Source organism: Allobosea rubneri, assembly GCF_032464875.1.
In the GTDB taxonomy this organism is placed as follows: domain Bacteria; phylum Pseudomonadota; class Alphaproteobacteria; order Rhizobiales; family Beijerinckiaceae; genus Allobosea; species Allobosea rubneri.
Window position 1 is genome coordinate 1 of record NZ_JAWDID010000093.1, and the last position, 12,189, is coordinate 12,189.

Annotated in this window: 12 protein-coding genes and 1 riboswitch; of the genes, 5 read left to right on the forward strand and 7 right to left on the reverse strand. The window is 68.3% G+C overall.

The features are described from left to right. The 5 genes from infB to RKE40_RS28695 form a co-directional block, all read left to right on the forward strand. A partial coding sequence (gene infB, locus RKE40_RS28675) for a translation initiation factor IF-2 (RefSeq protein WP_316021570.1) occupies positions 1 to 1,989 on the forward strand: 1,989 nt, incomplete at its 5' end. Positions 1,990 to 2,147: 158 nt separating this feature from the next. Further along, positions 2,148 to 2,588, forward strand: coding sequence for a 30S ribosome-binding factor RbfA (gene rbfA, locus RKE40_RS28680; RefSeq protein WP_316021571.1), 441 nt, complete (start codon positions 2,148 to 2,150; stop codon positions 2,586 to 2,588). Beyond that, the gene (gene truB, locus RKE40_RS28685; protein WP_316021572.1) at positions 2,575 to 3,537 is read left to right on the forward strand and encodes a tRNA pseudouridine(55) synthase TruB; all 963 of its coding nucleotides are present in this window, start codon (positions 2,575 to 2,577) and stop codon (positions 3,535 to 3,537) included. The genes rbfA and truB overlap by 14 nt, the downstream gene beginning before the upstream one ends. Before the next feature lie 88 nt (positions 3,538 to 3,625). Then, complete coding sequence (locus RKE40_RS28690; protein ID WP_316021573.1) at positions 3,626 to 4,657, forward strand: proline racemase family protein; 1,032 nt, start codon at positions 3,626 to 3,628, stop codon at positions 4,655 to 4,657. Between the two features lie 89 nt (positions 4,658 to 4,746). Next, positions 4,747 to 6,459, forward strand: coding sequence for a hypothetical protein (locus tag RKE40_RS28695; RefSeq protein ID WP_316021574.1), 1,713 nt, complete (start codon positions 4,747 to 4,749; stop codon positions 6,457 to 6,459). A gap of 18 nt (positions 6,460 to 6,477) precedes the next feature. Here RKE40_RS28695 and thiE read toward each other — a convergent pair whose 3' ends face one another. The 7 genes from thiE to RKE40_RS28730 all read right to left on the reverse strand — a co-directional run. After that, entirely contained in the window at positions 6,478 to 7,146 is a 669-nt protein-coding gene (gene thiE, locus RKE40_RS28700) for a thiamine phosphate synthase (protein WP_316021575.1), read from the reverse strand. A 90-nt stretch (positions 7,147 to 7,236) separates the two neighbouring features. After that, positions 7,237 to 7,986: a hydroxyethylthiazole kinase gene (locus RKE40_RS28705; protein ID WP_316021576.1), complete on the reverse strand. Its 750-nt coding sequence runs from the start codon at positions 7,984 to 7,986 to the stop codon at positions 7,237 to 7,239. Further along, complete coding sequence (gene thiC / locus RKE40_RS28710) at positions 7,983 to 9,860, reverse strand: phosphomethylpyrimidine synthase ThiC (protein ID WP_316021577.1); 1,878 nt, start codon at positions 9,858 to 9,860, stop codon at positions 7,983 to 7,985. Before thiC ends, RKE40_RS28705 begins: the two co-directional genes overlap by 4 nt. Positions 9,861 to 9,939: 79 nt before the next feature. Then, a riboswitch (TPP riboswitch) is annotated at positions 9,940 to 10,044 on the reverse strand. A 106-nt stretch (positions 10,045 to 10,150) separates the two neighbouring features. After that, complete coding sequence (locus RKE40_RS28715; RefSeq protein WP_316021578.1) at positions 10,151 to 10,351, reverse strand: hypothetical protein; 201 nt, start codon at positions 10,349 to 10,351, stop codon at positions 10,151 to 10,153. Between the two features lie 177 nt (positions 10,352 to 10,528). Beyond that, the gene (locus RKE40_RS28720) at positions 10,529 to 10,729 is read right to left on the reverse strand and encodes a hypothetical protein (RefSeq protein ID WP_316021579.1); all 201 of its coding nucleotides are present in this window, start codon (positions 10,727 to 10,729) and stop codon (positions 10,529 to 10,531) included. 74 nt (positions 10,730 to 10,803) lie between these two features. Next, positions 10,804 to 11,097 (reverse strand): hypothetical protein, encoded by a 294-nt coding sequence (locus tag RKE40_RS28725; RefSeq protein ID WP_316021580.1) that lies wholly within the window; start codon positions 11,095 to 11,097, stop codon positions 10,804 to 10,806. Positions 11,098 to 11,231: 134 nt separating this feature from the next. Continuing rightward, positions 11,232 to 12,189 (reverse strand): OmpA family protein (locus RKE40_RS28730; RefSeq protein ID WP_316021581.1); only part of this gene is annotated, 958 nt, incomplete at its 5' end.

Genomic DNA, 12,189 nt, shown 5'->3' on the forward strand with positions numbered 1-12,189 from the left:
GCCTTCCGCCGCCCGGGTGGCAGCCCCGGCGGAGCGCCGCGTGGCGCGCCGGTCCCGGCACCCAAGACCCCGAAGGCCGGCGAGAAGCCGCGCGGCCGCCTGACGCTCTCCAACGCCACGGGCGGGGATGACGAGCGGACGCGTTCGGTCGCGGCCTTCCGTCGCCGCGTCCAGCGCATGACCGGTCACCGCGCATCGGATGTCGCCAAGGAGCGCGTGATGCGCGAGGTGGTCATCCCGGAGACGATCACCATCCAGGAACTCGCGAACCGCATGACGGAGCGGGGCGTCGACGTCATCCGCCTGCTGATGAAGCAGGGTGCGATGCACAAGATCACCGACGTGATCGATGCCGACACCGCCCAGCTCGTCGCCGAGGAAATGGGCCACACCGTCAAGCGCGTCGCCGAATCCGACGTCGAAGAGGGCCTTTTCGATACGCCCGACACCGACGAGGCCCTGGTTTCGCGCCCGCCGGTCGTCACGATCATGGGCCATGTCGACCACGGCAAGACCTCGCTCCTCGACGCGATCCGCAAGACCCATGTCGTCACCGGCGAGGCCGGTGGCATCACCCAGCACATCGGCGCCTATCAGGTGACGACGCCTTCGGGCTCCAAGGTGACCTTCATCGACACCCCCGGTCACGCCGCCTTCACGGCGATGCGTGCCCGCGGCGCCAAGGTGACTGACGTGGTCGTGCTCGTGGTCGCCGCCGATGACGGCGTGATGCCGCAGACGGTCGAGGCCATCAACCACGCCAAGGCGGCCAAGGTGCCGCTGATCGTGGCGATCAACAAGATCGACAAGTCCGACGCCAACCCGGACCGCGTCCGGTCCGAGTTGCTGCAGTACGAGATCCAGGTCGAGTCGCTCGGCGGCGAGACGCTCGAGATCGAGGTCTCCGCCAAGACCGGTCAGGGCCTCGACACGCTGCTCGACGCGATCGCGCTGCAGGCCGAGGTGCTCGACCTCAAGGCCAATCCCGATCGCGCCGCCGAAGGCACGGTCATCGAGGCCAAGCTCGATCGTGGTCGCGGTCCGGTCGCGACCGTGCTCGTCCAGCGCGGCACGCTGCGCACCGGCGACATCGTCGTCGCCGGCTCCGAATGGGGCCGCGTCCGCGCGCTGATCGCCGACACCGGCGCCCAGATCAAGGAGGCTCCGCCCTCGCTGCCGGTCGAGGTTCTCGGCTTCAACGGCACGCCCGAGGCCGGCGATCGCGTCGCGGTCGTCGAGTCGGAAGCGCGTGCCCGCGAGATCACCGATTACCGCGAGCGCCAGAAGCGCGATCGCCTCGCCGCGCGCGGCGCCGGCTCGGGTGCCGGCCGCTCGCTCGCCGAGATGATGCGCGAGCTCAAGGAAGGCGCCGGCCGCAAGGAGTTCCCGCTCGTCGTCAAGGGCGACGTGCAGGGCTCGGTCGAAGCCATCGTCGGCTCGCTCGAGAAGGTCGGCAATGACGAGGTGCGCGCCCGCGTGCTGCAGTCCGGCGTCGGCGCCATCACCGAGTCGGACGTGACGCTGGCGCAGGCCTCCGGCGCCGTCGTGGTCGGCTTCAACGTGCGCGCCCACAAGGAAGCGCGCGAGGCGGCCGAGCGGGCCGGCGTCGAGATTCGCTACTACAACATCATCTACAACCTGATGGATGACGTTAAGGACGCGATGTCCGGCCTGCTGGCGCCGACCCTGCGCGAAACCATGCTCGGCAATGCCCAGATCCTCGAGATCTTCAACGTCTCGAAGGTCGGCAAGATCGCCGGCTGCCGCGTCACCGACGGCACGATCGAGCGCGGCGCCAATGTCCGCCTGATCCGCGACGGCGTCGTGGTCCACGAGGGCAAGCTCGCCCAGCTCAAGCGCTTCAAGGACGACGCCAAGGAAGTGGTGGCCGGCCAGGAGTGCGGCATGTCCTTCGAGAACTACCAGGACATGCGTGCCGGCGACGTCATCGAGTGCTATCGCGTCGAGGCGATCAAGCGCACGCTCTGAGGCTTTCGCTTCCGATGGTCGGGTCCTGGGGCCCGACCATCTTCACCGAGAGATCGCGCCTCTGGCGCGCGTGAACGTCATCAGGTGGCCGGGCCAAGCCCGGCCACGGCGCTTTGACAACCCACGCTCATCCGGTCCGATCCCGGAGAACGAGAACCATGGCAAAACCTGTAAAAACCTCCGGTCCCTCGCAGCGTCAGCTCCGCGTCGGCGAACTGATCCGCCACGCCCTCGCCGAGATGCTGGCGCGGGGCGAAATCCACGACGACGTGCTGGCGAAGCATGTCATCACCGTGCCCGAGGTCCGGCTCTCGCCCGATCTCAAGCTCGCGACCTGCTACATCATGCCGCTCGGCGGCGAGGATGTCGGGCCCGTGCTGAAGGCGCTCGATGCCCATAAGCGCTATATCCGCGGCGAGATCGCCCATCGGGTGAACCTGAAATACGCTCCGGACGTCCGCTTCCGCCAGGATGAGAGCTTCGACGAGGCGGCGCGCATCGATGCGCTGCTGGACTCCGACGCCGTGCGCCGCGACACCGATCGCAAGCCGCTGCGCATCGACCAGACCGATCAAGACAAGCCCCATGACGATGACTGACGAGAACGGAGCCCCGACCGAGGGCGCCAGGGAAGCGGGCGGCAGGGAGTTCGCGCCGCGCCCGAAGAAGCGCGATGTCCATGGCTGGGTCGTGCTCGACAAGCCCGTCGGCATGACCTCGACCCATGCGGTCAGCGTAGTGAAGCGCGCCTTCTCGGCCAAGAAGGCCGGGCATGCCGGCACGCTCGATCCGCTCGCCTCCGGCCTTTTGCCGATTGCGCTCGGCGAAGCGACCAAGACCGTTCCCTTCGTCATGGATGGCCGCAAGGCCTATCAGTTCACCGTCGCCTGGGGCTCGCAGACCGACACGGACGACACCGAGGGCAAGGTCGTCGCGACCTCCGAGGCACGGCCGCAGGAAGACGCGATCCTGGCGCTGCTGCCGCGCTTCACCGGCACGATCCAGCAGGTGCCGCCGAAATTCTCGGCGATCAAGATCGCCGGCGAGCGTGCCTATGACCTCGCCCGCGACGGCGAGGAGGTGACGCTTGAGGCGCGCCCGGTCGAGATCACCTCGCTGCGCATCGTCTCGCATTCGCCAGAGACGACGACCTTCGAGGCCGAATGCGGCAAGGGCACCTATGTCCGCGCCATCGCGCGCGACCTTGGCCTGGCTCTCGGCTGCCTCGGTCATGTCGCCCATCTCAGGCGCACCCGCGTCGGCCCTTTCGCGGTCGACGATGCGGTCTCCGTCGAAACCCTGCGCGAGGGAGCGGAAGCTGCGGCCACGGCTCTGCGGCCTGTCGCAACCGCCCTGTCCCTGATCCCGGAGATCGTGATCCATCGCGATGCGGCTCTCAGGCTCAAGCGCGGCCAGAGCATCCTGCTGCGCGGGCGCGATGCGCCGGTCGAGGCCCAGGCGGTCTACACCACCTGCGGCGGCGTGCTGATCGCCACCGGCTCGATCGAGCAGGGCGAATTCGTCCCGCACCGGGTCTTCAACCTCTGAGGCCTGAGGCGCCGCTGCGGCTCTGGCAGTAGCGCGTGATCCGGCTAGGCTGGGCAGCGATGGCGGAGCCGCCATCGGGAGCCCAGCCATGCGCCTTGCCTATATCGACTACCATACCTGTGGCGAGCCGGTCCGGATCGTCACCTCGGGCTATCCCGAGCTGACCGGCGCGACCATTCTGGAGAAGCGCCGGCAGGCCCGCGAGCTGCATGACGATCTGCGCCGGGCGATGATGTTGGAGCCGCGCGGCCATGACGGCATGTACGGCGTCATTCCGGTGGCGGCGACCGCTCCCGAGGCGGCCTTCGGCGTGCTCTTCACCCATAATGAGGGCTATTCGACGATGTGTGGCCACGCCACCATCGCGCTCGGCCATTATGCGATCGATCATGGGCTGGTGCCGGCGGTCGAGCCGGTGACCCGCTTCGCCATCGAGGCGCCCTGTGGCCTTCTGCGCCTCGCCTGCGAGTTCGAAGGTGGCAGGGTCGGCACGGTGAGCTTCGAGAGCGTGCCGGCCTTCGTCGAGGCGCGCGATCTCGCGGTCGCGCTGCCCGGCTTCGGCACGGTCGTCACCGACATCGCCTATGGCGGCGCGTATTACTGCATCCTGCCGGCCTCGCGCTTCGGGCTCGACCTGTTCGCAACGCCGGTCGAGGAGATCGTAGCCGCGGCAGGGGCGCTGACGGACAGGGTCCGGGCGACACGCGCGATCACCCATCCGACCGAGCCCGACCTCGGCTTTCTCTACGGCACCATCGTCACCGACGAGGCCGGGCCGGAGGCCGAGAGCTTCAATCTCTGCGTCTTCGCCGAACGCCAGATCGACCGCTCGCCGACCGGCTCCGGCGTGACCGCGCGCATGGCGCTGGACCATGCCAGGGGCCTGATCCCGACGGGCAGGAGCCGCAGCTTCCGCAGCATCACCGGCGGAGCCTTTACCGGCACGGTGGTCGGCCCGGTCGAATACCCTGCTGCCGGTGCCGTCACCGTCACGGTCGCCGGCACGAGCCATCTTGCCGGGGAAGGCAGCTTCGTCATCGAGCCCGACGATCCGCTGCGCCATGGCTTTGCCCTGCCGCGACGCCTCGCCGACATACCGGGTGCCCCGGCACAGGGCTAGAAAAGGCGGCTCCGGTCGTCATTCGCCGGTCGTCGCAGGCTCCCGGTAAGGTTTTGCTGCCAGTCTCCCGCGCGACCAGGAAGGCGAGCATGGCGATGGGCACTGTAAAGACGCAGCGAGCACTCGCGGCGGAAGGCGACGCTGCCTGGAGCCTGCGCCGGCTCGCGTCCAGCCCCGCCTTCTGGCTGGCGCTCTTTCTCGCCCTTGTCCTCGCCGGACTGCTTTTGCCGCTGCGCCTGCCACTCGGTTCCAACTATTGGGACACCGCGGTCTATTTCGACGCCGCCCAGCGCATCCATGAAGGCCAGATCCCGAGCATCGATTTCTTCGCGCCGGTCGGCCCGCTCGGCTATTACCTCGTCGCCGGCCTCGACCTCGCCTTTCCAAAGGCGCATCCGATCCTGCTCGCGAATTGGGGCGTGCTGCCTGTCGCCCTGCCGCTGCTGGCCATCGTGGCCTTCCATGTCGCGCAGCGCTCGCGCGGGCAGGCGCTGGCTCTGCTGCTGCCCTTCCTGCTCTTCGCTTCGCTGCCGATCAACCTGCACGAGCTCTACCCGCTGCCGGGCCTCGACGGCTTCGGCCATTACAACCGGCATATCTGCCTGCTGCTCTATGTGCTGGTAGCGACGCTGTTCTTCGTGCGCGGTCCGCTGCTCCTGACCTTACTGGTCGCGGCGCTGATGCTGGCGCTGTTCCTGGTCAAGGTCACCGGCGCCGTCAGCGGCGCCATGCTGGTCGGCTATGCCGTGTTGACCGGCCGCATGCGCTTCCGAGATGCCGCTCTCGTCGCCGCCGCCGTCATCGCGATCCTCGCCCTTCTCGATCTCGGCACCGGCCTGGTCCGGGCCTATGTCGAGGACATCCTGACCCTGCTCTCGCTCAATACCGGGGCGTTGCTGCCGCGCTTCCTGACCGTGGCCTCGGTCAAGTTCAACGTCATCGGCTCGGTGCTCGTGCTGCTCGGCGTGCTGGTCTGGGTGGCCTGGCGCGACCGCCCGGCGGCATTCGGCTCCTTCCTGCGCGGGCTTGCGGCGTCGACGACCGGCTGGCTCGCGGTCACCCTGTTCGCCCTGATCTTCTTCGAGACGCAGAACACCGGCAGCCTCGAATTCATCGCGCTCTGGCCATTGCTGCTGGCGATCCTGCTCGAATGGCAGGGCAGGATGGATCGGCTCCGGCCCGTCGTGCTGGTGCTGCTCCTCGCCGCGTCCCTGCCTTCGGCGCTGATCTTCATCGAGCGCGGCGCCCGCGCCATGCTGGGCGCGCCGACCTACGAAGCCTTGCGTGTCGACGATCTCGGCCGGATCGGCCGGGTCAGCGTCAAGCGCGAGATCGCGGAGCGCGCGCCGCTGATGCTGGAGCATTACGCGCGGAACCAGAGCGCCTATGCCGAGCTCTCCGCCAAGGGCCAGTTGCCCTCGTTCATTCTCTACTCGGCGATCGACTATCAGGCGACCTGGCTGCTCGAGGCCGAGCAGGGCATCGAGGCGATCCGCGCCTGGGAGAGCGCCAACAAGCGCGAGCTCAACGGCTTCTTCACGCTCGATTTCGTCGACCTGTTCAACCGCCAGCTCGATCGCAGGCCGCCGCGCCATGTCCCGATCGGTATCGACCCGTTCCGCAGCAACCCGAAGGTCGCGGCCCAGGCGCTGGAGGATCTGCGCGAGCTCGATGCGATCATGGCACCGAAATGCCCGCAGACCACGGCCCGCGGCATGATCCTCGAGCACTTCGGCAAGGCGTTGGAAGGACGGACCAGGATCGCGCTCTCGCCCTGCTGGGACATGTATCTGAAGGGCTGAAGGGCCGCCTCCCGGCGATCAGACCGGGGCCGCCAGCCGCCGCGCCAGCGCCGCGTCGACCGCCTCCCGCAGCGCGTGAGCGGCCGCCGTGATGTCCTGCCCGCCGAACAGCGCCCCGATCACCGCGACGCCATCGGCGCCCGCGGCGATCACCGAGCCGGCATTGCCGGCGTCGATCCCGGCGATGGCGCCGACCGGGAGACCGCCGAGCGCCTGCGCCGCCGCGCGCCGCAGCGCAGAATAGCCCTCGATGCCGAGCGGCGCCTTGGCATCGTCCTTGTGCTGCGTGGAGAAGACAGCGCCGGCGCAGGCATAGTCGATCTTCGCGGCCGCCAGCTCGGGCAGGTCCTCGATCTTGTTCAGCGTCGCCCCGATGATGGCGCGCGGGCCGAGCAGCCGGCGGGCATCGCTGAGCTTCATGTCGTCGGCGCCGAGATGGACGCCGTCGGCGCCGGCGGCGAGCGCCACGTCGACCCGGTCGTTGATCAGCAGCGGCACATTGGTGCCGTGCAGCGCCGAGCGGATGGCGCGGGCCTCGCGGACCATCTCGCGCGTCGTCTCGTTCTTGGCGCGCAGCTGGATCAGCGTCGCGCCGCCCTCGACCGCCTCGCGCGCCATGTCGGCCAGCGAGCGGCCACGAGCGATCTGCGGGTCGACGATGCCGTAAAGGCTGATGTCGACGGTCATGGCGGTCTTCCTGTTCTCATCGTGCCGGGTGCCTTGCGGGCGCAGGGAGGCGAAATTGCCGCCCTGCGCTCTCGGCTCCCGCGGCGGGTATCACCCCGCCATGCGTTGCGCCAGCGTCGCCTCGTCGATGCCGGCGAGGGCGTCGACGAGCTCGACTGCGAAGCTGCCGGGTCCGCGCGAGCGCTCCGCCGCGATTTCGCCGGCGATGCCATAGGCCGTCAAGGCCGCCGCCGCGGCGATGGCCGGGTCCTTTTCGACGGCGCAACAGGCGGCGATCAGCGCCCCCGCCGCGCAGCCGACGCCGGTGACCTTGGTCATCAGGGGGTGGCCATGCGCGACCGAGAAGCTCGCCGCGCCGCTCTCGATCCGGTCGACCTTGCCGGTGGTGACCCGGGTGACCCCTTCGGCCGAGGCAAGATCGAAGGCGAGTGCCGTCATTTCCGTGGCGTTGCCGCGCACGACGAGGTTCGGCAGGCGCAGCACCTCGCGGGCGATGTGTTGGCGCAGCGGCGAGAGCTCGACGAAGACCGGGTCGAAGACCAGGGGCTTGCCCCGCTCGCGCGCCACCTCGAGCAGTTTCGGGATGGCGAGCTCGCTCTCGGCATTGATCGTGCCGATATTGATCAGGATCGCGCCGGCGCCTTCCGCCATCGCCGCGACCTCGTCGACATGGATGGCCATGGACGGGATCGCTCCGAAGGCGAGCAGCATGTTCGCCGTGATGTTCTGCGCCACCGTATTGGTCAGGCACTGCACCCGCGGACGGTTCTCCACCACGCGGGCGAGGACCGAGGCGACGCGCGCAGCGTCGAGCCGGTCCATCGCCATCACCGCGCTCATTCGGCCGCCGGCAGGTAGAGCTGCGCGCCCTTGTTGAGGAACTCCTCCGACTTCGCCGCCATGCCCTCGCTCGCCATGGCTTCGAGAGCCGCCCGCTCGTTCTCGCCCATCGCCAGCACCTCGGCGCGCAGGTCCTGGGTGATCTTCATCGAGCAGAACTTCGGCCCGCACATCGAGCAGAAATGCGCGACCTTGTGGGCGTCCTTCGGCAGCGTCTCGTCATGGAACGACCGCGCCGTGTCCGGGTCGAGCGCCAGGTTGAACTGGTCCTCCCAGCGGAAGTCGAAGCGGGCACGCGACAAGGCATCGTCGCGCAGCTTCGCCGCCGGATGGCCCTTGGCGAGGTCGGCGGCATGGGCGGCGATCCGGTAGGTGATCACGCCGGTCTTGACGTCGTCGCGATCGGGCAGGCCGAGATGCTCCTTCGGCGTCACGTAGCAGAGCATGGCGCAACCGAACCAGCCGATCATCGCCGCGCCGATGCCGGAGGTGATGTGGTCGTAGCCCGGCGCGATGTCGGTGGTCAGCGGTCCGAGCGTATAGAAGGGGGCTTCGCCGCATTCGCGCAGCTGCTTGTCCATGTTCTCCTTGATCTTGTGCATCGGCACATGGCCGGGGCCCTCGATCATCACCTGGCAGCCCTTGTCCCAGGCGACCTTGGTGAGTTCGCCCAGCGTCTCCAGCTCGGCGAATTGGGCACGGTCGTTGGCATCGGCGATCGAGCCCGGACGCAGGCCGTCGCCGAGCGAGAACGAGACGTCGTATTTGCGCATGATCTCGCAGATCTCGTCGAAGCGCTCGTAGAGGAAGCTCTCCTTGTGATGCGCGAGGCACCAGCGCGCCATGATCGAGCCGCCGCGCGAGACGATGCCGGTGACGCGGCTGGCCGTCAGCGGCACATAGGGAAGCCGCACGCCGGCATGGATGGTGAAATAGTCGACGCCCTGCTCGGCTTGCTCGATCAGCGTGTCCTTGAACACCTCCCAGTCGAGCTTGATCGGGTCGCCGCCGACCTTCTCCAGCGCCTGGTAGATCGGCACCGTGCCGATCGGGACCGGCGAGTTTCTGAGTATCCAGGAGCGGATGTTGTGGATGTTGCGGCCGGTGGAGAGGTCCATGACCGTGTCGGCGCCCCAGCGGATCGCCCAGACCAGCTTCTCGACTTCCTCGGCAGCGCCGGAGGTCACGGCCGAGTTGCCGATATTGGCGTTGATCTTGACCAGGAAGTTCCGGCCGATCGCCATCGGCTCCAGTTCGGGATGGTTGATGTTGGCCGGGATGATGGCGCGTCCGCGGGCGATCTCCTCGCGGACGAATTCCGGGGTGACGAATTCCGGCACCGAAGCGCCGAAGCTCTCGCCATCGGCATGGCGCTCCTTGGCGCCTTCCAGCATGGCGGCGCGGCCGAGATTCTCGCGATGCGCGACGTAGATCATCTCGGGCGTGATGATGCCGGCCTTCGCGAATTCGTACTGCGTCGCCATCTGGCCGGGCTTGGCCTCGAGGATCGGACGCTGCGCCGGGCAGGCCGGGACCAGATGTTCCTCCGAGATGTTGCCGTTGTCGGCTGCGGTGACGGCGCGGCCGGGCACGGTCGCAAAGCCGCGCGCATCGAGCCAGGCCCGGCGCGGCTGCGTCAGGCCGGCATTGAGGTCGATCTGCACATCGGTCTCGGTATAGGGCCCGGACGGATCGTAGATGCGCACCGGCGGCTCGGCATCGGTGGTCAGCACCACCTCGCGGAAGGGCACGCGCATCTCGGGATGCTCGGGAGCCGCGACATAGATCTTGCGCGAGCCGATGATCGGCCCGGTCGTCACGCTTTGCGGCGCGGCTTTGACGGAGTTCTTCTGGGGCTTGGTATGGGCGTTCATGGGATCTCCTCCTTGGTCCAAGGTTCAGGAGATCCGGGTGTCTGGACGGTCCAGTCGCTGTTATGCGGCTACAGATAGGGCGTAGGCCGCGTTCCAGTCCCTCCGCCGGTATGACCCGGATCAGGTTCGACGGGTTCGGCGTCGGACGCCATCTCAGCTCTTGCGAGCACCCCTCGGAACAAGGCGGAGGTTAGAGGCGGTCGAGAGAGGAAGCAAGCCGGCTTCGGCCCGGCGGCCATGTGGTGGGGACATGCGGAAAGGCCGGCGCTGCCGCTCGCCGTCGGCGTCGCTCAGACGGTGACGTCGAGATGCTCGCCCTGGCCGAAGGGAAGCGCCGCCTTCTGCTCGGCGATGCTGCGCTCCAGCATCTCGACGAGGCCGCGCTGGGCATCGTCCAGCTCTTTCTGGATTTCGCTCTGCTGCGCCGGCTGGGGCCGCTCAGTGGGCCGGGCGACGAAGCTCTCGCCGATCAGAAAAGACGAGTCGCTCATGCTCTCCTCCCTCGCCTCGAGGATAGAGCGCACGCCTTACCCGAATCTGAATCGGAAACCGCTACTTGTGGCGGCGCCAAAGCGCTTTCGAGCGAAGTGGGTACCGGTTCGCGTGAAGAAAGTGCGGTAATCAATGGACTGGAGCTATTCCGCGAAACACGGATTAGCTCCAGGCGATCAGGCGCTGACGTCGAGATTGCCGCCCTGGCCGGCCGGCAGCGTGGCCTTCTGCTGCTCGGCCGACTGCTGCAGCATCGTGACGAGGGCCTGGTCGGCCTTTGCGTTCTGCTTGACCATTTCGAGCTGCATGGTCTGCTGGGTCGCGGCCGAGCGCATGCTGACCAAACTCTGGGCGATCGCGGTCGACATTTCGCTCATGGCAAACTCCTCGCCGCGACCATAGGCAGCGAGCCCTTACGCAAATCTGAATCCTCCCCCGCGCTCTCGAATGATCAGGGCGCGATGATCGAGGGCACGCCCCGCGGCATCGGCAGGTCGCGGTTCGGCTGGGCAGGGCCGCGCCGGTCGCGCGCCACCCGCTCGCGTTCGCGCCGGACCTCGGCGCGCTCGGCGGCCGGTTCGTCCCTCTGAACGTCGCCTACATTGGGCGTCATCGGCACGCCGGGCGCGCGCTCGCGCTGGATGGTGGTCATGTCCGGGCCGGACGATTCCTGTCCGGCAGCCGCTTCCGCAGCTACAAGCCCGATGAGCACGAGGCTCATCAGGAACCAGAATGATCTGCGCATCGGGCCCTCCTGCGCTCGTCGGGCCGGCAGCAGGCAAACTCCGGCCTGACCAAGGAACCAGCGAGGGCGGCGAAGGTTCCATTGATATCACAGGCAAGCCCGGGCGCCCGTGAAGGGATCGCCCGGGCGTCGTCTCACTGCGCGTTCTGGCCGGTGAGCAACGGCGTGATCCGGCGCAGGGTCACGCGCCGGTTCTCCCGGGCGTCGCCTTGGGTCTGGACCTTGAGATACTGCTCGCCATAGCCCTGGGTCGTCAGATTCTCGGCCGGGACGCCGAAGTCGCGGGTCAGGATCTCGGCGACCGACTGCGCCCGCCGGTCCGAGAGCGACAGGTTGTCGATATCGGCGCCGACCGCGTCGGTATGGCCCTCGACCAGGAAGACCTCGTTCGGTGTGCGCTCGACCGCCTGCATCACGGCCTGCGCCAGCACCCGCAGGCGCTGCGCCTGGTCGGCGCCGACCGTCCAGGAGCCGGAATCGAAGTTGATCGTATCGACGTCGACGCTGCGCATATGGGCGCGCAAATCCGGCGAGTAGCGCACCTCGTCCAGCGTGTAGCGACGCGGCACGGGAGCGACCGGCGGGGCGGTGATCGTCTCGTAGATCAGCCGCTCATCGGCGTGCCCGGCGTCGACGATGTAGCGCTCGCGCGGGATGCGCAGCGGCGGCGGCGGCAGCTCGACCACCTCCTCGGCGAAGCGCGGGCGCGGCCCGTCGCGGCGCATATTGTCGATGATGATGATCTCGGCGCCGTCGCGCTCGCGCCGCGAGCGCCGCAGCAGCCGGCCATCGGCATCCGTGACCGTAACGATCTGCGTGCCGTCGCGCCGGTCATAGACCGTCACCGTCTCCTCGCCGCGGCGCTCGCTGCGGGTGTCGAGGCCGAGATCGCGGAAGCGCTGGTTCTCGTCGCGGCGGATGATGACGCGGTCATCGTCGCCGCGGATGAGCGTCCGGCCGGGCTCGCGAATGATGGTGACGTCGCCCTCGCGCGTCTCCTGCCGCCGGCTGCGGACATCGTCGAGCCGGCGGCAGGAGACGCGCGAGGGCGACGTCACCATCATTCGCGAGCCCGGCCGGACGCTCATCCGC